The organism is Exiguobacterium sp. 8A (assembly GCF_902506275.1).
Classification (GTDB): Bacteria; Bacillota; Bacilli; order Exiguobacteriales; family Exiguobacteriaceae; genus Exiguobacterium; species Exiguobacterium profundum.
Genome location: NZ_LR733630.1, coordinates 2,493,079 through 2,515,720, shown reverse-complemented (window position 1 = coordinate 2,515,720; position 22,642 = coordinate 2,493,079). Strand labels below are relative to the sequence as shown.

19 protein-coding genes, 6 tRNA genes, 2 rRNA genes and 3 riboswitches are annotated in these 22,642 nt (G+C 45.5%); of the genes, 7 read left to right on the top strand and 20 right to left on the bottom strand.

All coding sequences use genetic code 11. From position 1 onward, the window contains the following. Window positions 1-41 precede the first annotated feature (41 nt). From purB to purE, 3 genes are read right to left on the bottom strand one after another with little or no spacing between them, the layout of a single operon-like run. Window positions 42-1,334 (bottom strand): adenylosuccinate lyase, encoded by a 1,293-nt coding sequence (gene purB, locus GVY42_RS13235; protein ID WP_015880706.1) that lies wholly within the window; start codon window positions 1,332-1,334, stop codon window positions 42-44. Continuing rightward, complete coding sequence (gene purK, locus GVY42_RS13230; RefSeq protein ID WP_201302257.1) at window positions 1,331-2,425, bottom strand: 5-(carboxyamino)imidazole ribonucleotide synthase; 1,095 nt, start codon at window positions 2,423-2,425, stop codon at window positions 1,331-1,333. Before purK ends, purB begins: the two co-directional genes overlap by 4 nt. Continuing rightward, on the bottom strand, window positions 2,425-2,913 hold the full coding sequence (gene purE / locus GVY42_RS13225; RefSeq protein ID WP_159563479.1) for a 5-(carboxyamino)imidazole ribonucleotide mutase: 489 nt from the start codon (window positions 2,911-2,913) through the stop codon (window positions 2,425-2,427). Before purE ends, purK begins: the two co-directional genes overlap by 1 nt. Before the next feature lie 68 nt (window positions 2,914-2,981). Next, window positions 2,982-3,083, bottom strand: a riboswitch (purine riboswitch). Window positions 3,084-3,229: 146 nt separating this feature from the next. Here purE and GVY42_RS13220 point away from each other — a divergent pair. After that, a complete protein-coding gene (locus tag GVY42_RS13220) occupies window positions 3,230-3,700 on the top strand; it encodes an NUDIX hydrolase (RefSeq protein ID WP_159563478.1) in 471 nt (156 codons plus the stop codon). A 42-nt stretch (window positions 3,701-3,742) separates the two neighbouring features. Here GVY42_RS13220 and GVY42_RS13215 read toward each other — a convergent pair whose 3' ends face one another. The 9 genes from GVY42_RS13215 to rrf (GVY42_RS13175) all read right to left on the bottom strand — a co-directional run bounded on the left by GVY42_RS13215 (window position 3,743) and on the right by rrf (GVY42_RS13175) (window position 5,255). Continuing rightward, entirely contained in the window at window positions 3,743-3,934 is a 192-nt protein-coding gene (locus GVY42_RS13215; RefSeq protein WP_015880702.1) for an NETI motif-containing protein, read from the bottom strand. An 87-nt stretch (window positions 3,935-4,021) separates the two neighbouring features. Next, window positions 4,022-4,138: ribosomal RNA gene (gene rrf, locus GVY42_RS13210) — 5S ribosomal RNA — on the bottom strand. 420 nt (window positions 4,139-4,558) lie between these two features. Continuing rightward, window positions 4,559-4,634, bottom strand: a tRNA-Ala gene (locus GVY42_RS13205). 14 nt (window positions 4,635-4,648) lie between these two features. After that, window positions 4,649-4,725, bottom strand: a tRNA-Pro gene (locus GVY42_RS13200). Window positions 4,726-4,733: 8 nt separating this feature from the next. Next, a tRNA-Arg gene (locus GVY42_RS13195) sits at window positions 4,734-4,810 on the bottom strand. A gap of 31 nt (window positions 4,811-4,841) precedes the next feature. Beyond that, a tRNA-Leu gene (locus GVY42_RS13190) sits at window positions 4,842-4,928 on the bottom strand. Between the two features lie 41 nt (window positions 4,929-4,969). Continuing rightward, window positions 4,970-5,045, bottom strand: a tRNA-Thr gene (locus GVY42_RS13185). Between the two features lie 9 nt (window positions 5,046-5,054). After that, window positions 5,055-5,130, bottom strand: a tRNA-Val gene (locus GVY42_RS13180). 8 nt (window positions 5,131-5,138) lie between these two features. Further along, a 5S ribosomal RNA gene (rrf, locus tag GVY42_RS13175) occupies window positions 5,139-5,255 on the bottom strand. Between the two features lie 715 nt (window positions 5,256-5,970). On the opposite strand from rrf (GVY42_RS13175), the gene GVY42_RS13170 reads away from it, so the two are divergent. Then, the gene (locus GVY42_RS13170; RefSeq protein WP_159563477.1) at window positions 5,971-6,813 is read left to right on the top strand and encodes a VanW family protein; all 843 of its coding nucleotides are present in this window, start codon (window positions 5,971-5,973) and stop codon (window positions 6,811-6,813) included. Window positions 6,814-6,839: 26 nt separating this feature from the next. Here GVY42_RS13170 and GVY42_RS13165 read toward each other — a convergent pair whose 3' ends face one another. The 6 genes from GVY42_RS13165 to GVY42_RS13140 all read right to left on the bottom strand — a co-directional run bounded on the left by GVY42_RS13165 (window position 6,840) and on the right by GVY42_RS13140 (window position 15,192). Continuing rightward, the gene (locus tag GVY42_RS13165; protein ID WP_015880700.1) at window positions 6,840-8,201 is read right to left on the bottom strand and encodes an NCS2 family permease; all 1,362 of its coding nucleotides are present in this window, start codon (window positions 8,199-8,201) and stop codon (window positions 6,840-6,842) included. 88 nt (window positions 8,202-8,289) lie between these two features. Further along, a riboswitch (purine riboswitch) is annotated at window positions 8,290-8,391 on the bottom strand. A 134-nt stretch (window positions 8,392-8,525) separates the two neighbouring features. After that, window positions 8,526-10,049: a glutamine-hydrolyzing GMP synthase gene (guaA, locus tag GVY42_RS13160; protein WP_159563679.1), complete on the bottom strand. Its 1,524-nt coding sequence runs from the start codon at window positions 10,047-10,049 to the stop codon at window positions 8,526-8,528. A gap of 110 nt (window positions 10,050-10,159) precedes the next feature. Continuing rightward, window positions 10,160-10,260, bottom strand: a riboswitch (purine riboswitch). Between the two features lie 41 nt (window positions 10,261-10,301). Then, the gene (locus GVY42_RS13155) at window positions 10,302-12,401 is read right to left on the bottom strand and encodes a transglutaminase domain-containing protein (protein WP_159563476.1); all 2,100 of its coding nucleotides are present in this window, start codon (window positions 12,399-12,401) and stop codon (window positions 10,302-10,304) included. Then, window positions 12,398-13,468, bottom strand: coding sequence for a DUF58 domain-containing protein (locus tag GVY42_RS13150; protein ID WP_159563475.1), 1,071 nt, complete (start codon window positions 13,466-13,468; stop codon window positions 12,398-12,400). Before GVY42_RS13150 ends, GVY42_RS13155 begins: the two co-directional genes overlap by 4 nt. Beyond that, on the bottom strand, window positions 13,465-14,415 hold the full coding sequence (locus tag GVY42_RS13145) for a MoxR family ATPase (RefSeq protein ID WP_074034693.1): 951 nt from the start codon (window positions 14,413-14,415) through the stop codon (window positions 13,465-13,467). The genes GVY42_RS13150 and GVY42_RS13145 overlap by 4 nt, the downstream gene beginning before the upstream one ends. Before the next feature lie 171 nt (window positions 14,416-14,586). Next, window positions 14,587-15,192 (bottom strand): flavin reductase family protein, encoded by a 606-nt coding sequence (locus GVY42_RS13140; protein WP_159563474.1) that lies wholly within the window; start codon window positions 15,190-15,192, stop codon window positions 14,587-14,589. Window positions 15,193-15,434: 242 nt separating this feature from the next. Between GVY42_RS13140 and GVY42_RS13135 the strand changes: the two genes are divergently transcribed. Together GVY42_RS13135 and GVY42_RS13130 are read left to right on the top strand one after the other, a co-directional pair. Beyond that, the gene (locus GVY42_RS13135) at window positions 15,435-17,276 is read left to right on the top strand and encodes an ATP-binding protein (protein WP_159563473.1); all 1,842 of its coding nucleotides are present in this window, start codon (window positions 15,435-15,437) and stop codon (window positions 17,274-17,276) included. A 198-nt stretch (window positions 17,277-17,474) separates the two neighbouring features. Beyond that, entirely contained in the window at window positions 17,475-17,792 is a 318-nt protein-coding gene (locus GVY42_RS13130) for a hypothetical protein (protein ID WP_074034697.1), read from the top strand. Between the two features lie 47 nt (window positions 17,793-17,839). On the opposite strand, the gene GVY42_RS13125 is transcribed toward GVY42_RS13130, so the two are convergent. Then, complete coding sequence (locus GVY42_RS13125) at window positions 17,840-19,105, bottom strand: helix-turn-helix transcriptional regulator (protein WP_159563472.1); 1,266 nt, start codon at window positions 19,103-19,105, stop codon at window positions 17,840-17,842. Between the two features lie 259 nt (window positions 19,106-19,364). Here GVY42_RS13125 and GVY42_RS13120 point away from each other — a divergent pair, with 259 nt between their 5' ends. The 3 genes from GVY42_RS13120 to GVY42_RS13110 all read left to right on the top strand — a co-directional run bounded on the left by GVY42_RS13120 (window position 19,365) and on the right by GVY42_RS13110 (window position 22,086). Further along, window positions 19,365-20,042 carry a hypothetical protein gene (locus GVY42_RS13120; protein WP_074034698.1) on the top strand — a complete coding sequence of 226 codons (678 nt, stop codon included), beginning with the start codon at window positions 19,365-19,367 and terminating at the stop codon, window positions 20,040-20,042. 65 nt (window positions 20,043-20,107) lie between these two features. After that, window positions 20,108-20,410 (top strand): hypothetical protein, encoded by a 303-nt coding sequence (locus GVY42_RS13115; RefSeq protein ID WP_074034700.1) that lies wholly within the window; start codon window positions 20,108-20,110, stop codon window positions 20,408-20,410. Between the two features lie 173 nt (window positions 20,411-20,583). Next, window positions 20,584-22,086 carry an SH3 domain-containing protein gene (locus GVY42_RS13110; protein ID WP_159563471.1) on the top strand — a complete coding sequence of 501 codons (1,503 nt, stop codon included), beginning with the start codon at window positions 20,584-20,586 and terminating at the stop codon, window positions 22,084-22,086. 22 nt (window positions 22,087-22,108) lie between these two features. Here the strand turns inward: GVY42_RS13110 and GVY42_RS13105 are convergent, their stop codons facing one another. Next, window positions 22,109-22,639 carry a GNAT family N-acetyltransferase gene (locus tag GVY42_RS13105; protein ID WP_236548965.1) on the bottom strand — a complete coding sequence of 177 codons (531 nt, stop codon included), beginning with the start codon at window positions 22,637-22,639 and terminating at the stop codon, window positions 22,109-22,111. Window positions 22,640-22,642: the final 3 nt, after the last annotated feature.

Genomic DNA, 22,642 nt, shown 5'->3' with positions numbered 1-22,642 from the left:
TTCCCCCTTAAAAGTGAGAGGGGCTTGTCGCCCCTCAACGATTACAAACCACAGCGTTCAAAAATCGTATCGACACGGCGTACGTGATAACGCGGGTCGAACAACTCATCGAGCTCTTCACTCGTAAAGAGTGCGCCCATCTCTTTGTCCTCTTCAATCAATGTACGGAACATCGTCTCTTCTTCCCATGCCTGCATCGCTTTCGGTTGAACCGCGTCGTATGCTGCTTCACGTGACCAGCCCTTCTCGATGAGACCGAGTAAGATCCGTTGCGAGAAGATGATCCCGAACGTACGGTCCATATTGCGGCGCATGTTGTCCGGGAAGACCGTTAAGTTCTTCACGATGTTACCGAAACGGTTCAACATGTAGTTGAGGAGAATCGTCGCATCCGGAATGATGATTCGCTCTGCTGATGAGTGCGAGATGTCACGTTCATGCCAGAGTGGGACATTCTCGTATGCTGTCATCATATGACCGCGAATGACGCGTGCAAGACCCGTCATATTTTCAGAACCGATTGGGTTACGTTTATGCGGCATCGCAGATGACCCTTTTTGTCCTTTCGCAAAGAACTCTTCCACTTCGCGTGTCTCTGTTTTTTGAAGTCCACGAATCTCGGTTGCCATCTTTTCAATCGATGTGGCAATCAATGCGAGTGTTGACATGTACTCGGCATGACGGTCACGTTGGAGTGTCTGTGTCGAAATCGGTGCAGCTTGGATACCGAGCTTGTCACAGACGTATGACTCGATGAACGGGTCGATATTCGCAAACGTCCCAACCGCTCCGCTCATCTTCCCGAATTCAATCGTTTCGCGAGCTGCCATGAAGCGTTTTTTGTTTCGTTTCATCTCTTCATACCAGAGGGCGAGCTTCAGACCGAACGTGGTCGGTTCCGCGTGAACGCCATGGGTACGTCCCATCATGATGTCATACTTATGTGCCTTCGCTTTTTCTGCGAGAATACCGATGAAGCGATCTAAATCGGCTTCTAAAAGATCATTCGCCTGTTTGATTAAGTACGAGAGTGCCGTGTCGACGACATCCGTCGACGTCAATCCGTAATGTACCCACTTTTTCTCTTCTCCGAGTGTCTCGGAAACGGCACGAGTGAACGCAATCACATCATGACGTGTCTCTTGTTCAATCTCTAGAATGCGATCAACATCGAACGATGCCTTGTCCCAAAGAACTTGTACATCTTCTTTCGGGATGATACCGAGTTCACTCCAAGCCTCACAGGCATAAAGTTCAACTTTTAACCAAGCCTCGAATTTGTTTTGATCAGTCCAAATGTTTGCCATCTCTGGGCGGGTGTAGCGTGAAATCATAAAACGGTCTCCTTCCAAATTGCCAGTTGTTCGATGGTATGAAGCGCTTCTTCGACCGTGTCACCAAGGACGTTCAAATGTCCCATTTTGCGACCTGTCTTCGCTTCATCTTTTCCATACAGATGTAGTTTAACATTCGATGGCAATGCTTTGACATGAAGTCGTGGCATATGCTCGCCGAGAAGGTTGACCATGACGACAGGCGATGTCAATCTCGTCCGTCCGAGGCGCATCCCGGTCACGGCTCGAATGTGTTGTTCAAATTGTGAGGTTTCACAAGCGTCAATCGTGTAGTGCCCGGAGTTGTGCGGACGCGGCGCAAGCTCATTCACATATAGACGGCCATCCGCCATGACGAACAGCTCGACAGCGAGCGTTCCCATTAAGCCGATATGGTCTGCAAGCTGGAGAGCGAGGTGTCTTGCATCCTCTTGAATCTCATTTGATACGCGAGCCGGTACAATCGATAAATGTAGGATGTTGTTGTGATGAATGTTTTCACTGATTGGGAATGTCGACGTTTCGTCATACCCTCTCGTCACAATGACTGAGATTTCTTTTTCAAATGGCAACCAAGCTTCGGCGACATATTCCTGCTCGACAAAATGTTCAACGAATGTCTGAAGATCATGTTCCGACCGAATGACCGTCTGCCCTTTCCCGTCATAACCGAAGCGACACGTTTTGATGACAAATGGTGAGCCGAGCTTCTCATATGCCTGCTGTACATCTCGCACCGTACGTACCGAAACATACGGTGCGACACGTAGTCCTGCTGATTCAATCATCTGTTTCTCTAAAATTCGATGTTGCGTCGCCTTCAATACGTCCATACCTTGTGGGCATTTTTCTTCGATGGCTGCAATCATTTCCGTATCGATGTTCTCAAATTCATAAGTCACAACGTCTGAACGAGCAGCGAGTTCTTTTGCGGCATTCACATCATCAAATGAGGCAACAATTGAATCTGCCACTTGAGCAGTCGGTGCATCTGGGTTTGGATCGAGACAAAGCGTCGTGTATCCCATTGCGCTCGCACTAAGAGACATCATCCGGCCAAGTTGTCCTCCACCTAAAATTCCGATTCTCATCAGACCAACTCCTCCGTTCCTCGAATCGCCATCTCTTGTTTCTTCTCACGAAATGCATCAAGTCGATTTGTAATGTCTGTGGAGTGGATGCTGAGGATTTGAGCAGCCAATAACCCTGCATTCGTTGCTCCCGCTTTTCCGATGGCAACAGTTGCTACTGGAACTCCTGCAGGCATCTGAACAATTGAGAGTAGCGAATCCATTCCATTGAGTGCTTTCGACTGTACCGGGACACCGATGACAGGAAGTGTTGTTTTCGCAGCGACCATTCCAGGAAGGTGGGCTGCCCCACCAGCACCCGCAACGATCACTTGGATGCCTCTGCTTCGTGCCTCTTCAGCATATTCGAACATAAGGTCTGGTGTACGGTGAGCTGATACGACTTGTTTTTCATATGGAATCTGTAATTCATCCAACACGTCACATGTATGTTTCATCGTCTCCCAATCAGATGAACTTCCCATGATTACTCCAACTGCTACGTTCATTCCCAATGTCCCCCTTACAAAAAGAAATCCCTAAACCGACAATCAGTTTAGGGTATAGGCATGACAAATACACGTCCGCTACACCCCATAGTCTGATCAGAATCGGTGATCAGGTAGAAACTTGCAAGCCATTTCCTTGCGATTATATGGAGCACTATTTATTTTTCTTATCTCACACGCCTATCGTACCTTGTTCTTTGAAAACATGTCAATAAACTGCGAACATTTTAATTGTCTGAATATTTATCGTTCGCTTTTTAGACGTTATCAGCATAATCATCTTCGGTAATGTATGCTATTGAAAAGGGGGAGTTAGATGAGTTACATCGCAAGTTTACGGGAAGTGATTGGGAATCGTCCCATTATCAGTGTGGGAGCGACCATTTTGGTCATCAATCAAAAGCAAGAGGTACTGATGCAATTCCGATCGGATACACTTGACTGGGGATTACCAGGAGGATCGATGGAGCTCGGGGAAACGCTGGAAGAAGTCGCTGCAAGAGAATTAAAAGAAGAAACTGGACTTCTCGCTGAGCAATTTGAATTAATCCAAGTCTTTTCCGGTTCAGATGGTTACTTCAAATATCCAAACGGAGACGAGACATACGGTGTCATTCATTTATACCAGGCGAAAGGAGTACATGGAGCGCTCGTCATGGAAGATGGTGAAAGTTTGGCTCTTGAATACTTTAGTAAAGAGAATCTTCCTAAAAAGATAGAAAAACGAGCTCAAACTTTATTGGATGCGCTTGGAGATCGATGCTTTGAACGCGAACATTCATTTTGAGACATAAAAAAGCCGTCACGCAGATTGTGTGACGGCTTGGCATTAGGATTCTTTAGAGACGCATTCAAATAAAATCGATTGATGGGAATGGACAGGTTCATCTTTGGCTCCCGTTTGCTCAAAGACGGGCTTTTCAATACGGCGTATAGGACGATAACCCATTTCATTGATTCGATCTAAACATTCACTGACCGTTTCATTTGGTTCGACATATACTTTGATCTTCTTAGCCATTGCTTCTTACGTCCTCTCTTCCACTAAGCTGAATCGATGATATGAAAAAACGGCGGCCCTTGAGCGAATGCTCCAGAACCACCGTTTGCCTGGCAACGTCCTATCCTCACAGGGGGAGATCCCCCAACTACTTTCGGCGCTGAGACGCTTAACTTCCGTGTTCGGCATGGGAACGGGTGTGGCCGTCTCGCTATCGCCACCAGACTTTAGGGCTTGTTCCCTGAAAACTGAGGATTCATCAACACAAACCATAGACTAGATCAAAGCCTCGACCGATTAGTATCATTCAGCTCCACGTGTCGCCACGCTTCCACCCATGACCTATCTACCTCATCNGCCCCGATTTCTCGTGGTTATCCCAGACCTATGGGCAGGTTCTTTACGTGTTACTCACCCGTCCGCCGCTCATTCCACCGTCGTCCCCCCGAAGGGTTCAGACGGCTTCCTGCGCTCGACTTGCATGTATTAGGCACGCCGCCAGCGTTCGTCCTGAGCCAGGATCAAACTCTCCAAAGAATTTGATATAGCTCTTAAATTGACGAAGCTTGCGCTTCATTCAAAAAATGTAAAACTTTTTTTGCCTCATCGTTCAGTTTTCAAAGTTCGTCTGTAAAAAAATAAAATTGGTGGAGCCTAGCGGGATCGAACCGCTGACCTCCTGCGTGCAAGGCAGGCGCTCTCCCAGCTGAGCTAAGGCCCCAATATAAGTGATGATGGTCGGGAAGACAGGATTCGAACCTGCGACCCCTTGGTCCCAAACCAAGTGCTCTACCAAGCTGAGCTACTTCCCGTCTAAAAATGGTGCACCCTGAGAGATTCGAACTCCCGGCCTTTAGATTCGTAGTCTAACGCTCTATCCAGCTGAGCTAAGGGTGCGAGACGAATAATCATCATGGGAAAATATTAATGGTACCGAGGGCCGGACTTGAACCGGCACGAGGAAACCCTCGCAGGATTTTAAGTCCTGTGCGTCTACCAATTCCGCCACCCCGGCAAGGTATAATTTCTAGCGGTAGACTTTTTAAAAAGATCAAATGGTGCCGGCGAAAGGATTCGAACCCTCGACCCTCTGATTACAAGTCAGATGCTCTACCAACTGAGCTACACCGGCAGGTGTAAATGGTGGAGGATGACGGGATCGAACCGCCGACCCCCTGCTTGTAAGGCAGGTGCTCTCCCAGCTGAGCTAATCCTCCAATATGTAGCCTGGCAACGTCCTATCCTCACAGGGGGAGATCCCCCAACTACTTTCGGCGCTGAGACGCTTAACTTCCGTGTTCGGTATGGGAACGGGTGTGGCCGTCTCGCTATCGTCACCAGACAAATATGATATTAACATTATTTTAACATAATGTCAACATGTTTTTTGAGATTGTTCTCTCAAAACTGAGGATTCATCAACACAAACCATAGACTAGATCAAAGCCTCGACCGATTAGTATCATTCAGCTCCACGTGTCGCCACGCTTCCACCCATGACCTATCTACCTCATCGTCTCTGAGGGGTCTNGTTATCCCAGACCTATGGGCAGGTTCTTTACGTGTTACTCACCCGTCCGCCGCTCATTCCACCGTCGTCCCCCCGAAGGGTTCAGACGGCTTCCTGCGCTCGACTTGCATGTATTAGGCACGCCGCCAGCGTTCGTCCTGAGCCAGGATCAAACTCTCCAAAGAATTTGATATAGCTCTTAAATTGACGAAGCTTGCGCTTCATTCAAAAATTGTAAAACTTATTTTGCCTCATCGTTCAGTTTTCAAAGTTCGTCTGCCGCTCTTGGCGACTAAATGATAATAACATTTAATTCATTTTGATGTCAACAACTTTTTCGTTTGTTCAACGTTTGTCGCTGGCAACAGAGATAACTATATCACCTGCTTTTTGATCTTGCAAGCATTATTCTAAAAAAACTTTTAAATCTTTTTCTACATCATCCAAAGTTCGAATCCCAACTCCTTAATGGAAGAAGGAAGAATAAATCACTTTAAAGAATACACTTATATCTAAAAACGACTATAAACCTATAAGGAGTCAACCAATGATGCAATCCGATTTACAGCGGCCTAAGAAACGTTCACCGTTCAGAATCTGGTCTGGTACACAAATTTATACGCTTAAGCGACGAATAGAATGGATGACGGACAAACGAAAGTATGTTTCAAAACGAAACACTGACCCGATGTCATATCTGATCCATACACACCGAACTCCTTTGTATCGCCAACTCCGAGATGTCGACATGGAAGTCCAGCATAACAAGGTAACCAACCTAAAAATTGCAATTACCAAACTGAACGGCTCTATCCTGAATCCAAACGATGTCTTCTCCTATTGGAAGATGATCGGCAAGCCAACGAAACGTAAAGGATACGTCGACGGAATGATTCTCCATTACGGAAAAGTCACTTCAGGAATCGGTGGCGGACTTTGCCAACTGTCCAATCTAATCTATTGGATCACCTTACATAGCCCATTGACCGTGACCGAACGTTATCGTCACAGCTATGATGTGTTCCCAGATTACCGACGGGACCAACCTTTCGGAAGTGGCGCGACATGTTCTTATAATTATCTCGACTTACAAATCACAAACCAGACGGCACAAACGTATCAACTCCTTCTATATATAGAGGGAGATCATCTCGTCGGGGAATGGCGCTCGAACATCCCTAATAAAGAACAGTATCGTATATATGAAGAAAACCATCATTTCACCCGGGAATGGTGGGGTGGAACGATACGACATAACCAGATATTTAGAGAAGTCACTTCAATGAATGGCACACATCTTCGAAATGAGTTCATCACAGAAAATCACGCGATCACGATGTACGATCCATTCCTTCCTGAAAATACTGCATACAAAAAAGCCGACTCGTAATAACAGAGCCGGCTTTTCAAATGAACTTATGCGTGTGGCAAGAACATGAAGTATGCCAAGAAGATGACCAACATCCCGTACATGATCGGATGAATCTCTTTCGTCTTCCCTTTTGCAATCATCATGAGTGGGTAAAGGATAAACCCAAGCCCAATTCCCGTTGCGATTGATGATGTAAGTGGCATCATGATAATCGTCAAGAATGCAGGAACTGCAATCTCGATCTTTTTCCAATCGATATCAAGAAGAGCCGAAGCCATGAGCACACCAACAATAATCAGCGCAGGAGCTGTTACCGGCGCCGTAACAACTGCCAAGAGAGGCGAGAAGAACAATGCCAAACCGAAGAACAATCCTGCAAAAACAGCAGTCAATCCTGTTCGTCCACCAGCAGCGACACCTGCTGACGATTCAACGTATGAAGTCGCTGTAGATGTTCCGAAGATTGCACCTGCCACCGTCGCTGTCGAGTCAGCTAACAACGCCTTACTCGCACGTGGTACTTTGTTCTCTTTCATGATCCCAGCTTGACGCGCTACCGCGACGAGCGTCCCAGCTGTATCAAAGAAGTCGATGAAGAAGAACGTCAAGATGACAACGAGCATTTGAAGCGTGAACACATCACCGAAGTTGATGAAGGCTTGACCGAATGTAGATGACATACTCGGCGGCATCGACACAACGTCTGAGATTGCTGTCGGTGTCGGCACAAGACCGAAAATCATCCCGACAATCGCCGTCAACAACATCCCGATGAAAATACCACCTTTGATGTCGCGCGCCATAAGCAAGGCGCTGACCACAAGACCGAACACCGCGAGAAGCGTCGTGCCCGTACCAAGTGAACCAAGACTAACAAGTGTTGCTTCATTCGCGACAACGATGCCTGCGTTTTTCAAACCGATGAAAGCGATGAAGAAACCAATCCCTGCAGCAACCGCCATTTTGAGCGGAGCCGGAATCGCATTAACAATCGTTTCGCGAATTCCTGATAACGTCAATACGATAAAGAAGAGACCTGATACAAGTACACCTGACAAAGCCGTTTGCCAAGAAATACCCATCCCGATGACGACGCTATATGCGAAGAACGCGTTAAGGCCCATGCCTGGCGCAATCGCAATTGGGTAGTTCGCGAGAAGTCCCATCGTCAATGAACCGACTACCGCGACAAGACCTGTCGCCACGAAGACCGCTCCAGTATCCATACCCGCTGCCCCAAGAATGTTCGGGTTAACGAAAAGAATGTACGCCATCGCGAGGAAAGTTGTAAATCCTGCGATCAGTTCCGTGCGGACACTCGTACCGAGTGCTGTGAGTTGGAAGTAACGATCGATCCGACTCGTCGTTGATGGTTGTTGCTGTTCTTGCTTGAGCTGTGTGCTCATTTGTTTTCCTCCTTGTGCTCGCCGTAAAACGAGAAAAGGCCCCCGGCAAATGACCGAGGACCCCACGCGAAACATACGAGGGCATACACCCTCATCTATGTCTCGCCGTAGTGAAATCATTTAAGGTGATTTCGTAGAGACTCTCGGGCCATATCCCCGATATTATACGGCAAAATATTTTATAATTGTTCGGTTATAATAAGAACGTTCTTATCGTATCAGCGTAAAAATAGAATGTCAACTAAATTCACGGATTTTACATCGATAAAAAACGTTAATGTTCGGTTTTAAGACAAAACAGAGGGGAATCCCCCTCTGTTCCGCTTATTCCCATTCGATTGTTGCAGGTGGCTTAGACGTGATGTCATACAGCACACGGTTAACGTGGCTGACTTCGTTTACAATCCGGACAGAGATCTTCTCAAGCACATCCCATGGAATACGTGCCCAATCAGACGTCATGCCATCAATTGAAGTGACCGCACGGACACCGACAGCATAGTCGTACGTACGCTCGTCACCCATGACTCCGACCGAGCGAATCGGCGTGAGCACCGTGAAGTATTGCCAGATGTCGCGTTCAAGTCCAGCTTTCTTCACTTCTTCACGTAGAATCGCATCGGATTCACGCACGATTTCTAACTTCTCTTCCGTGATTTCACCGAGGACACGGATTCCGAGGCCTGGACCCGGGAACGGCTGGCGCCACACGATATAGTCTGGAAGACCGAGTTCGGTACCGAGTGCACGGACTTCGTCTTTAAAGAGCGTGTTGAGCGGTTCGATCAACGTGAAATTCATATCTTCCGGCAACCCACCGACATTATGGTGTGATTTGATCGTTTGCGCTGTATCTGTGCCGCTCTCGATGATGTCTGTATAGAGTGTCCCTTGTGCGAGGAAGTCCATATCGACGAGTTTCGATGCTTCTTCATCAAATACGTAGATAAACTCGTTTCCGATAATCTTACGTTTTTGCTCAGGGTCCGAGACACCAGCCAACTTCGTCAAGAAACGTTCTTGTGCATCGATTTTGATGACTTTCATGTTGAATCCGTCTGCGAACGTCTTCATGACGCTATCCGCTTCCCCTTTACGAAGGAGACCATGGTCTACAAACATACACGTCAACTGGTCACCGATTGCGCGATGAACGAGTGCGGCCACGACAGAAGAGTCGACACCGCCCGAAAGCGCACAAAGAACTTGCTTATCGCCAACGATTTCACGGATTTTCTCCACTTCGAGGTCGATAAAGTTTTCCATCGACCATTCGCCTTTCGCACCACATACTTCATAGATGAAGTTTTTTAAGATGTCGTTTCCGTACTCCGAGTGACGAACCTCTGGATGGTATTGGACACCGTACATTTTCAACTCATCGTTTTTAATTGAAGCGACCGGGCAAGACGGGTTCGTTCCATCGACGATAAATCCTTCCGGTGCTTCCATGACGAGGTCACCGTGGCTCATCCATACTGTATGTTCGACTGGAAGACCGTTATAAATCGCTGATGCTTCCGGCGTCGAGAACAATGTCGCTTTTCCATATTCACGATGAGCGGCGCGTTCCACACGACCACCGAAGTGATGTGTCATAAGTTGCATCCCGTAGCAGATTCCGAAGATTGGAATACCTAGTTCAAAGATCTCTGGATCACAACGATATGCGCCTTCCGCGTATACGCTATTCGGTCCACCTGAGAAGATGATGCCGACTGGGTTCAATTCGCGAATCTCGTCTGCCGTCATCTTATGCGAATGCAACTCACTGTATACACCAAGGTCACGGACACGACGTGTGATCAACTGATTATACTGACCACCAAAATCAAGCACCAAAATCATTTCTTGTTCTACTTTCACGAAATCTCCACCTTTCTGCCTTCTCCTCAAAAAAAGGACGCGCCTCTCCCCAGATTATCCAAACCGAAGAAGAAGCACGCCCTTTTCTTTGTATACGAAACGTGCTCCTTCATAGTCGGTCCATTTACGGTGGTCCGGTAGAGACTCTCGCGCCAATTCACGAGTATATACGAAGGAATGCCATGTTCAATTATCTAACTAATGCGTCTATCTTACTTGATGCATCCCGTCACTTCAACTCATAATTCGATGAATCATGATTTTCCAATATTCTTTATATTTTGAATTCGGCTCTTGTTCCGCATAAACAGCTTGCTCAAACAAAGCCGTCAGACGGGTCATATCATTCGTTTCATAGTAGGCGTCGACCTCTTTGGCGAGTTCCGAAGGCGTACATCCATCAATTTTGAATCCGTTCGCACGCAGTCGTTTCATCAAATAGCGGTGCATCGAGACGAGGCGCCCATCCGTGAGCGGACGACTCATCCACCAGACATACATGATTTGACGCTCGATGATTTTCCGGTTCCAAACGAGGACCGCCACGAGGAAGAGAATGACAATCCATCCCCACACCGGCATGTTACGTGCCTCCTCTTGAACATCACCTGTCGTCACGTCATCGATCAACAAATCTTCTTGCGGACGGTTTTGCGTATCGTTGTCCTGATTTGCTTGGGGATCATTCGCAGCCGGCGTCGTATCTTCCGTATCCGTTTCTCGTTCCATCTGCAATAAGTTGGCGTCCGAGAAACTGATTGTCGCTTCTAACGGAACCCAGCCCGCGCCTTCAATGAAATACTCGACCCACGAGTGGGCGTGACGATTTCGAATCGTATGTTCTTCCTCACCTTGAATGACCCCTCGTGTGTCACCCATCGTAAATCCTTTTACCCAACGCGTCGGTATGCCGTTCGCGCGCAGCAATACGGCAGCTGACGTCGAGAAGTTATCGCAATACCCGATTTGTGTGTCGAACAGGAACTGGTCAACATAATCCGTGTCCCCTTCCGGTTGTGCCACATTTTCGGTGTCGTATTGAAATTCTCCATTTCGGAAATAAGCTTCTACCGCTTCCGCCTTCTCGTTCGGTGTCTCACTCTCCGCCGTGATGTCAGCGGCTAAATCTCGTACACGCTCTGGCAACGATTCCGGTAGCTGTAAATAGACCTGTTGCTCTTCTTCCGTGAGCGATGTGATCTCTTCATTTAATGCCAGTTGTTCTTCAGAGAAAGCCGGGACACTATAACGAAGTTGGATCGTCCGCGGAGTCGATTGTTCCTCATTTTCAAATACAATCTTTCCGGACGGTTGCGTCGTAATCGTCTCGTTCGGGAAAGCCCGTTCGATATCACCGACTCGAAATTCGGTACCGGACTCTGTTTCGATAGCTTGCGGATATTCTCCACCGTAAGGAACAAACGGTTGTCGGCGCTCAAAACGTAACAATGCCTGTTCCGGTGTCGTATCCACTTCCGAGTCCACTAACTGACCACGATTGTAGTTAGAGTCCAGGACTGGTGATTCGACCCAACCTTTCCCCGTATAAATCGCCTTGGATTCGATACGCCAATAGCGTGCCGGCACGCCGCGAGCGATGAAGACGATGCCGTCATCCTGTTCGAACGGACCACCTAGCGATTCGTCGTTCACTCCATACCCAACTCGACCCGGGCCACTCCCATCACCTTCCGTCGTCGCATTCCGAAAACTCGTAGTGATACGGTCAGACCAATCGCCTTCAAGCGTGGGTGAAGCACTTGCGAGAGCCACGACGACACTGAGGAGTAGTCCGATACTGACGAATCGGACGAGCGATTGACTCGGTCGTTTTGCCAAATCGGTGACAAATAGTAAGAGGAGCGATGTGACGATGGCATACAGGATATTGCCTTCCCCGTCATACAACGTCCACGTATCAAAATAGGCCATGATGCCGAGAGTCGACACAATCATCCCAAGGGCAAAACTATAACTTGGATACGTTCGTCCGACGAGCACAGCAAACAGTAAGCCGATCAGTGCCATGGCAGAGAAGAAAATCGCTTCATTCGGCAGTTCACCGCTCACGACACCCATCAAATCTTCCATCCATAGACCAAACCAGTCCAAAATACTGCCGTGATAGGCATACAAGACGATGAGGAAATTAAGAAGCGAGATCCCAAGAAAAGCTGCCCAAGGCAGAAGACTGGCAAACATCGGCACGATGAGCAGGAAGTAAAACGGCCACGTCACATCGAACGTCGTACTTCCAACAATCGGCTCAATCCAGAACGACAACAAATAGGCGGCAAGCGCCGTATAGACGATTCGGGTTACCCATGTCTTCATACTGTCACCTCATTAACTGCCGTGTAGAGATGATAGCTACCCTGTGTCTCATGCATCAACTCTCGAATGGACGTCGTTTCAAAAGGACTGATCAAAATCAAATCTCCAGTTTGTTGAGGCAGTTTCTGCTTCACTCGTTCGACGAGACGCCCCTCAGCTTCTGGCGTTGCGGTCAACAAGTAATGACCGACTTCTGCACTCTGGTCAGGAAGATGGAACAGTCGCACCTGCTCTTCAATGACGTAGAGCTCAAACGGCAGATTTTTTCGTTCTAACTGACGAATCGCTCCAACAAGTAAGGATAGGGAACGTTCAAATGCCTCTTCATACCCCGCAGAGACGGCTGGTACGAACACGAGTGAAAGCTTCTTCTCTTGTTCTTGGTCAAACGTCTTGGTCATCAAGTTCCCTCGGCGTGCGGATGCCTTCCAATCAATCCGTCCGATTCGGTCTCCTGCCGCATACTCCCGAACCCCGCTGGTCGTATTGGCCACTTCGGTATATGTCCGCATTTGACGATATTGCTCCCCACGACCCCCGACATGTTCGTCTCGAGGTAAATCAAACGGCAACTCAGCGGGTGACACCTCGACGACCGTCTCGAGTCGTAACGTCCGCTTCCGGTCGAACAGACCAAATACGTCACGTACATGTAGAACGGTGCGGTCAAAGACATGAATCCCACGCTTGATCGCCTCGACCTCATAATGGACGACTTCTGCTTGTCGGAAAAAACGGTCTACAGGCACGACAATCGTCTTGTCTTCATCCGTCAAACGTTGTGGCAATCGCTCCTCTAACGTGACCATCCCAATCAAGAAAGGGTACTTCCGTTCAATTCGTAACTCGACATCCATTGTTTGTCCAGAAACAAGTCGCTTCGTTGTCACACGGCGCACCACATTTGCCGCTGTGACCGGATAAATCATAAAGAGTGTCCAGTAGACGGTCAACACAGCGAACGACCACCATAAGGTCGAAGCGACGATACTGCCTTCGATGCGGGCAAATGCATACAATCCGAATGCCGCCGCCCATACAACGAACAGCTTCATCCAGTTTTTCATACTTCATTGACCTCACGATCCATCGGGACAGGCAACGTATCCAGCCAATCTTGAATCAACTGATTCGGTGATTTTCCTTTATACCGTGCTTCTGCTGTCAAGAGTACGCGATGTCCGAGCACACTCGTCGCCATCGCCTTCACGTCATCCGGCAAGACGAAATCGCGATTATGGATATACGCCCACGACTGTGCCGCTTTCATCAACGCCAGTGTGGCTCGCGGACTTCCTCCTAAATACGTATGCGGATCTTTTCGAGACTCATGCACCAATCGCACAATGTACTGTTTGACCGCACTCGACACATGCACGTCTCTCACTTCACGTTGCATGAGTTCAACTTCTTGCTTCGTAATCACGCTCTGAAGCGCCTCGAGCGGCTCTTCTTTTTCAAACCGCGACAATAATGCAATTTCTTCATTGAATGTCGGATAGCCCATCTCGATTTTAAGTAAGAAGCGATCCAACTGTGCTTCCGGCAACGGATACGTCCCTTCATGCTCAATCGGGTTTTGTGTCGCCATGACGAAGAAAGGTGACGGTAACACTTTCAATTCCCCGTCCACTGTTACACTTCGCTCAGCCATCGCCTCAAGAAGAGCCGATTGCGTTTTCGGTGAGGTCCGGTTAATTTCATCCGCTAAAATGATGTTACCCATGAGCGGACCTGGTCGATATTCAAATTCCCTCGTTTTTTGGTTGTACATCGAAATCCCGGTCAAGTCGGATGGTAACATGTCCGGTGTGAATTGGATGCGCTTAAAATCTAAGTCAATCGCTCGGCTGAACGTACGGACGAGCATCGTCTTTCCGACCCCTGGTACGTCTTCAAGCAGCACATGTCCACCTGCCAGCAAGGCAGTGAGACTTTTTGCGATGACTTCTTCTTTTCCGACAATCACGGTTTCAATAGCAGTAATAATCGATTGGACAGTTGGACGGTACATGACGGACTCCCCTTTTTCTCTGATCTAGGATGACTGAAAGTTAGAATGTTCTGACTTTATTGTGACACAAGCGAGTGTCGGAAAGAAAGAAATACCGCACCCAAATGCGCTTCCTATTTCTTTACCCAAAAAACGTGTCCGTTCTTTAGAAAAAACGGGCACGTTTATCGATTACTCTGGACGATTCACGTCAAATAGTTCCCCAAGGGTCGCATAACTATTGCCGGCCATCCGACTGACAGGCGCAAGCCGTTTAGCATCGATGCGTCCTTGACTGTATAACTCTCGGTCAATATGGAAACGGACAATTCGCGCAATCAATAAATCGGCAGTCGTTTTTCCGTCATGTTCGATCGGCAAGTGATGATGGAGCACACATTCAAAACGGATTTTTGCTTCTTTGACCCCTGGAGTCGAAATCACATCACTCGGTTGAAGCGTAAAGTCTGTACGAGACAGCTCACTCTCATCTGCCGCAAGGTTGGCGGCCGTCTCGTTCACGTTGATGACGTTCGTTTCATCTACGACATGAATCACTAGTTCATTCGTACGGAGTGCGTTACGCGCCGTGTCTTTCATCACGCCATCTTTTCGTTGAACCGAGACGGAGACGAGCGGAGGGTTGGATGCGACTACATTAAAATAGCTAAACGGGGCGGCGTTAATCACCTCCCCATTTTGTGTTGTGACAAACGCAATCGGTCTTGGCACAATGCTGCCAATCAAAAACTTATATGTGTCTCGTTCAGTCAAGGCAGACGGTTCAATTGATAACATAGACTTACACTCCTCGTTGTTTTATCTTAATATCAAGGTAATCACTTCATTAAATAATGTCAACGCAAAGCAGGTTGACACGTGTACATTTCATGTATTTTGGGTAAATCGCATTATGTGAATCTATTTTAATGCACGTTGAATAAGCAAATTGCTTCATTTTCCTTTCCCGGTCTCATAAAATTCAGGGCAAGGAAAAGATGACCTATCGTTTTTTATGTTCAAGGAAGGAAGTAGAACGAATGATCAGCAAGTGGATTGAACAATTGAACAGTCGTCAAATACTCAGTATTTTATATAGTGTCTGTGGATTCAGTCTGGTTTTAACCTTGATTGGAGCCTGGTTCGTGCGTGATGGGAATGTCTCTACTCTCGAACTCACTGCTCTCCGATGGATTTGGATGATTGGGCTCGTCATGTTCATCAGTGCCATCTTATTAATCGGACGCCCGCTCATCAAACGGATGGCCGACCAGAACAGCAGACTGAAAGCGAAGAAAGAAAAGCTCGAGAACGTATTAAATGAATCGAAATTAAATGAAATTAATCTTCAATATCGTAACGAGTTGATTGAAGTATTGGCCTCGAAAGAATCCTTATTTGATTACTCTTCTGTTATTGAAAAGATTGTGTTGCTTACAAAATCTGAGTTCGGCGCCCTCTTACTCACTAAAGACGGAGAAATCACGTCTGTTGTACCGAAAGAGATGACCGAAGATCAACAAGAAAGTCTAAAGAAAGATTCCCTTTTGCTTAAACGAGTCATGATTTCAAAGTTACCGGCCGCCACTTCTAAGCGGGTCGTCGATGCGTTACACACGTATCCATATTATATCTATGAGACGGTCATCCCGATTATGGACCCATCAGATAATAGTCTCATTGGATGTCTCTATTTGGCTCGTTACGATGAACAATACGATGCCAGTGAAAAATCGGAATTGAACGCGTTCGCCGGTCAACTTGCCATCTCACTTCTCCGCATGCAGCTTTATCGCCAGATGCAACAGGATCGGAAAGAGACGGCGCAACTAATCAATTCTGTACGTGAGGCCATTTTATATGTGAACTATGAAGATGACACTATCGTCGGCAATCGCGCCTTCATCCGTATGTTTGATGATTTACACTTTGACTATAAGGGATACGAAGAACTCTCTGCCATTGACATCGATATCGAACAGCTGGCGGAACGGGTCGATCAGAACGAACAGTTCATCCGATACTTCGAACGTGTCTTCACGCAAGACCCGCCGGAAGACGGGCTCACGATTTCAATCGACCAAGGCGATTGCTTTATTCAACTTTATGCCGAAAGTGTCTATCGGGACCGTCGACTCCGTGGAACGATGCTCGTCTTACGTGACGTCACGGCCGAAACAGAAATCGATCGGATGAAATCCGAACTCGTCTCGACCGTCTCACATGAATTACGGACACCATTGTCCTCGATTTACGGATTCACTGAACTGATGCTGTCACGAGATTTGAAGGAAAGTCGTCGTGAACTGTATTTGAAGACAATCCACGATGAAGCGAAACGACTCTCGTATCTCGTCAACGATTTCTTGGATCTTCAAAAAATGGAGTCTGGAAAGCAAACGTTCGAGTGGGAACCGGTCGATTTATACAAGCTCATCACAGACAGTGTCGCGTTTTATCAGGAAACGACGGACCGGCATGAACTATTCATCGATGCCGATACCGAACAAGACTTTATTATCGATGCAGACTTAGAAGGGATGCGTCAATTACTTGGTAACCTATTAAGTAACGCCATCAAATATTCGCCAGATGGCGGGAATATCCTTGTATCGCTCGAACGTATAGACGAAGAGGTCGTGATGAAAGTGAGAGACCACGGTATGGGTATACCGAGTGCCTCGCTCCCTCACCTCTTCGGGAAATTTTACCGCGTCGATAATTCGGATCGTCGTAAAATCGGAGGTACCGGTCTCGGTCTCGCAATTTGTAAAGAAATTGCCAAAGCCCATGATGGTCAACTCCATGTCGAATCGGTATACGGGGAAGGAAGTACATTTATCTGTGAACTCCCAACCTCAAAAGAACACATCATGCAATAACACGGTCGATATGACCGTGTTATTTTTGACTCTTTTTTTGCCTAATTTGGAAGGAATCCTTTTACAGAATATAGAAAGGAAAGAAACCGATTCATTTTCGTAGATGTAGGTTACCCTATCCATTTATTTTTGCACGTTTTAAGTCAAAAACAAGATATACTGAATATAAAGAGATTGCTAGGATCGGAGGACTTGCCATTGGATCATCGTGACCCACCTTTTTCAGAAATTGGAGATTTTAATCAATGGGGACGTTTCGAGATTGACGTGCCTCACATGGGGGAGCAAGCGAAGTTTCAAACTGCCGCTGCTTTGATTCGGAAGCATGTGCCATTGCGGCTTGGTGGTTTTTACATTGTTGCGAGCGAAGAGGAGATTTTGCATAGTGGCTCTCATGATGCGAATCTTCAAAAACATTTGATTCATCTATTACAGCAGGTCCTTAACGGTCATATAGAAGACGAACGCCTCGTTCAAGAACAAGTGTGGACTGTGCATTATTTTACAACGCCATAGAAAAGAACTCGATTTAAGTATCATTACTTATCTCGAGTTCTTTTTGTTTACTCCCAACGTGACATCATTGAGATTGTTTTTTCATAGTATTCTGTAGCAAGTTTGTACTTTCCTGTGCTTCTTAATTCTCTAGACAACCACAATGCATACTTATGAGTGTAGTATTCATCATATGCTTCAAAATAATTAACAGCCCTTTTTAGACTTTGGATTAACTCATTTTGATCAATTTTTTTATACTTACTTACGTAAATATCAAAGTGATAGTTAAACTCTACTAAATCATCTTGATCCCCTTTTAACTCATAGCCTATTGCCAACCATTCCATAATGCCTTCAATATTATTTTTAGCGGCATTGACTTCAAGCAAAGACATTACACTATATAGTTTACTTTTTGCTCCTTCTTTAACCTTAAAACTATCAAGAAAATATTTTTGTGCTTTCTCTTGATCCCCAATTAAAAAATATATATCTCCCATATTGTTATAAAGCATTCCATAATAATCGTTCAATTTTGCCTTATCTGCCACTTTCGCTGCTTTTTCATAATGTTCTAAAGCAATTGTGTATCGTTTCCGACGTTTAAATGACAAACCAATAATCATGTGCGACTCGATAATTCGTTCCAAGCAAAAATTCTCTTGAAAATACTCGAGTGCCAACTTCACGTAATCAATAGCTTGAGAATAATCTGTAAATCGGTGATAAAGGGCGCCCATCACATATCGCATATCTGCTTTTTCCCAATCAGGAATACTTGAATCCGCAAGCTCTTTACCAACATTCTCTAACAAACTCACAGTAGTTTCTCGATCAGCCGACTGATAGAGAAACATGTAGAGGCACTGCAATAAATCGTATCGCAAACGATTGTCTTTGTTTAGTTGATCTTTAATCCAACCTACTTCAATTAAATATTGAACATTACCACCAGGTGTGAGACCAAATCGCGCTAGCGTGATTAATAAAGTAATGTACAATTCCTTCGATTGTAAGACAACAGGATTTGTTTTAAATTTTTCAATCCTCTTAAAATACTTATCTTCTTGGCGTGACAATAATGCTTCTTTCAATATATCTCGAATTTCTTTTTTAGTTTGATCTACTTTTTCACTGAAGTCATAATAAAGTGGAACCTCTAATTCTAACCTTTCAAAAATCAGTTCTAAGACTTCGTCACTAGGAGTAGTTTGATTATTTTCAATTTTACTTAAGTATGAGATTGAGCAGATTCCTCTAGCAAGCACTGACTGCTTCATATTTTTCCGCATACGTTCTACTTTTATTAAATTCCCAAAGTTATATTCCATATCAAAAAGTAGCCCCTTCGAACTAAAATGGTTGGTTTTTTTAAAAAATATTAGTCTTTTTGTCACGCATACAGGAAATTCGCCACAAAAAAGCATCTTAAAAGAGCATTTCTAGGAATGATTTTCCCAACCAAAACATCCCCCTTTATAAAAGATGACATGATAATATTGAACTAGTAAAAACAGTTTCTACAAATTTCCTAGTTAATTTTTACTAAATAACACATTTCAATTATTTATCCGGGGGTGAAAATGACAAATGGGAAAACTAAGTTTCTTACTTGCCGAAGACTACATTAAGCCTAAAATTTATTTTAAGTCAAAGCAAGTTCCAACCATGGATACAATGTACACTTCTGAAGATCATAATAATTTTTCAGGGTTAGAACACCTGACCCAATTGTTAAGTTCTCCTAGAGGTTTCATTGTAAACGCTTTTCAAATCGATTACTATCAATCATTACCTCGACTGATAGCTCGTTCATTGAATCACATTCACTCTTTCAAAAAACTTTATATTCTAGGACCTGAACTTTCCCTCTCGATTTTAAAACGAAGTACAAAAACAATTTATGAAAAACAGTTACTTGATTATGAATATATTAACGTTGAGCAGGATTCAGACTTTGTTACTAATCAATGCATGACCCTACTTGAAGAAGGACATATTTTGTATATTTTGCCCGAAACATCAGTTTGCTGGAGACCAAATTTACTCAATGAAACTGATAAGATATCACATTCTCTTTGCAGTACGTTATTGAGTCAACAAGTAAATGTTTCTATTCTAGCAACTGCTGTAAAAAGTGAATCTGAAAAAGTAGTGATCTTTCCTGCCGACACTCCAGATGCTTACTCAGGAGATTTGGAGACACGTATATATCAGCAATCTGAGACACTATACCGATTGTTCGATTCTTTGAAAGCTGACGAATGATCTATGATAATTTAGGTTTTTCTGCTTTAGAAGCATAAAATAATAATTTGATGGAGGTTTTATTAATGAAAAAAGTAACAGGAATACTATTTATCGCTACAGCAGTTTTACTTTTAGGAAGTTCTGTTAGACCTCTAGTAGATGATATGCCTCGCATTGTTAAAGTAAATGAGCCCGTCAAATTACACGTTGATGATATGCCTCGTATCGTTAAAGTGAACGAACCAATCAAACTCTTTGTTGATGATATGCCTCGCATTGTTAAAGTAGACAAGCCTGCTAAACTATTCGTTGACGACATGCCTCGCATTGTTAAAGTAGATGAACCAGTTAAACTACTTGTTGATGATATGCCTCGCATCGTTTAATCTGATTTACTCCAGACGCCTTGTGCGTCTTTTTTATTTTAAGAAAAAAGGTAAATGAATTATATATTCCCCTCCATTTTTTCCTTTTTACTTATATAATAAACAGGGACAACCTAGATGCACTCTCATACGCCGCCCTTGTCACTAGTTTAATGAATAAAGGAGTTTGAACATTGAATGAAACAAAATCATCATGGAGTTTAAAGCTGTTACTCAGCTCTTCACTTGCAATATCCGGGGCAGCAATCGTCCCGTTCCAACTGGATTCATCTGGTATTCAATCGACTGTTGTTGAAGCCGCCTCGACCTATACCACTACCGCCAACTTAAATCTTCGCTTAAGTGCAGCCACTTGGAGCCCTGTCCTGTTGACCATTCCATCTGGCTCAAGCGTCACGTATATCAGTACATACGGTTCGTGGTACAAAGTCAGTTATGGAGGCAAAACAGGATATGTCTCTTCTCAATACGTTACGGTCTCGAACACTTCTGCTTACTATAAGACAACAGACCGATTAAATATGCGTCTTACTGCCGCTTCATGGAGTGATGTCGTCACCGTGATCCCTGCCGATGCGACCGTCAAGTATGTCAGTCGCTATGGGTCATGGTACAAAGTGACGTTCAATGGAAAGACGGGCTACGTCGCTTCTGCTTATTTAACAGCTACGAGTGCTCCCGTCCCACCTTCGGACTATTATAAGACAACTGCCAATTTAAACCTGCGTCTCAGCGCCGCTTCATGGAGTTCTGTCGTCACGACGATTCCGTCGGGTGCGACGGTCAAATATGTGAGTCGCTACGGATCATGGTATAAGGTTACCTATAATGGAAAAACCGGTTACGTTTCTTCTGACTATTTAACGGCAACGACAGCTCCTATAACCCCGTCTGCTTATTATGAAACGACCGTGAACTTGAACATGCGCCTTAGCGCGGCCTCTTGGAGCAATGTCTTAACCGTCATTCCGGCCGGGTCGGTCGTCAAGTATGTCAGTCGTTACGACTCGTGGTATAAAGTCACATACAATGGGAAAACCGGTTATGTAGCATCCGAGTACTTGAAGCCTACGACTGTCACGACACCAACCGATACAGACGGAACTGGTAAAACGGTCGTCATCGACGCAGGGCATGGCGGAAACGATCCTGGCGCTGTCTACGGATCGGTTTACGAGAAAGTAATTGCACTTGATATCGCGAAACGCCTTGCTGGCGTCTTATCGAGCACATATGACTACAACGTTAAATTGACTCGCTCAAACGATACGTACCTCTCCCTTGACCAACGTGTGTCACTCAACAAGTCTTATAAAGGGGATGTGTTCGTCAGTCTTCACGCGAACTCTTCTGTTTATAACACGGCTCATGGACATGAGGTACTCGTCCCGACGTCAGATAGCTATACGACAAACCCTTACGTTTCCGCCAGCCGTAGTCTCGGTTCAAGTATCAATAAAGAAATCGCTTCACGGATTTCCACGATTCAAAACCGTGGGGTCAAGTATCAAAATGTATACGTAGTCGGACGTAACGTGTCACCTTCTACCCTTGTCGAATACGGATTCATCAGTAATTCAAGCGACCGCTCACATTTAACGAGTACGACATATCGTCAACGAATGGCTGAAGCAACGGCATCCGGCATTCATCAATTCATGCGATCTTATTACTAAAAACAAGGAACTTAGCACTCAGCTAAGTTCCTTGTTTGATATTGACCCGCCAAATCATATGTGATGCCCCGGGACCCCAATAATGTTCGAGGATATGAGATGGCTCACCCAATCGTTTTTGCCAATAGGCTTGAGCGCTCGGGAATCCGGCATCTAAATAAAAGACGTCTTTCCCTCGATCCGAAATTTCACGCATCATTTCTTCTAACAAGTATTGTCCGACACCTCGCCGCTGCATACGAGGTGACACATAGACACTCCCTAACTCGATCGCACCACGCTCAATTTGTATGTTTCCTGAGATGATATCATTCGGAGGTAGTAACGCCCCTGCTCCCACAATGATTCCGTCTTCTTCCACAATGTACAGTTGAACGGTGTCATCATCGAAATGATCTTGAATCGTCGTGTTCAGACGTGCCACTTCTTCATCGAGCAAATCGGCATCTTCAAAACGCTCTCGTCGAATCAAGTCACTCAGACTCTCCATAAACAAGCGCTGCAAGGATCTCACGTCTGATTGTTCGAGTGCGCGAAAATTCAAGACGTCCACTTC

Bases quoted from the DNA above. Each gene is read 5' to 3' on its own strand.
- GVY42_RS13115 (WP_074034700.1), top strand. From the start codon at position 20,108: ATGAAAAAAGTAACAGGAATACTATTTATCGCTACAGCAGTTTTACTT.
- GVY42_RS13220 (WP_159563478.1), top strand. From the start codon at position 3,230: ATGAGTTACATCGCAAGTTTACGGGAAGTGATTGGGAATCGTCCCATT.
- purK (WP_201302257.1), bottom strand. From the start codon at position 2,425: ATGAGAATCGGAATTTTAGGTGGAGGACAACTTGGCCGGATGATGTCT.
- GVY42_RS13120 (WP_074034698.1), top strand. From the start codon at position 19,365: ATGGGAAAACTAAGTTTCTTACTTGCCGAAGACTACATTAAGCCTAAA.
- guaA (WP_159563679.1), bottom strand. From the start codon at position 10,049: ATGATTTTGGTGCTTGATTTTGGTGGTCAGTATAATCAGTTGATCACA.
- purE (WP_159563479.1), bottom strand. From the start codon at position 2,913: ATGAACGTAGCAGTTGGAGTAATCATGGGAAGTTCATCTGATTGGGAG.
- GVY42_RS13155 (WP_159563476.1), bottom strand. From the start codon at position 12,401: ATGAAGACATGGGTAACCCGAATCGTCTATACGGCGCTTGCCGCCTAT.
- purB (WP_015880706.1), bottom strand. From the start codon at position 1,334: ATGATTTCACGCTACACCCGCCCAGAGATGGCAAACATTTGGACTGAT.
- GVY42_RS13140 (WP_159563474.1), bottom strand. From the start codon at position 15,192: ATGTTATCAATTGAACCGTCTGCCTTGACTGAACGAGACACATATAAG.
- GVY42_RS13170 (WP_159563477.1), top strand. From the start codon at position 5,971: ATGATGCAATCCGATTTACAGCGGCCTAAGAAACGTTCACCGTTCAGA.
- GVY42_RS13145 (WP_074034693.1), bottom strand. From the start codon at position 14,415: ATGTACCGTCCAACTGTCCAATCGATTATTACTGCTATTGAAACCGTG.
- GVY42_RS13215 (WP_015880702.1), bottom strand. From the start codon at position 3,934: ATGGCTAAGAAGATCAAAGTATATGTCGAACCAAATGAAACGGTCAGT.
- GVY42_RS13125 (WP_159563472.1), bottom strand. From the start codon at position 19,105: ATGGAATATAACTTTGGGAATTTAATAAAAGTAGAACGTATGCGGAAA.
- GVY42_RS13135 (WP_159563473.1), top strand. From the start codon at position 15,435: ATGATCAGCAAGTGGATTGAACAATTGAACAGTCGTCAAATACTCAGT.
- GVY42_RS13150 (WP_159563475.1), bottom strand. From the start codon at position 13,468: ATGAAAAACTGGATGAAGCTGTTCGTTGTATGGGCGGCGGCATTCGGA.
- GVY42_RS13165 (WP_015880700.1), bottom strand. From the start codon at position 8,201: ATGAGCACACAGCTCAAGCAAGAACAGCAACAACCATCAACGACGAGT.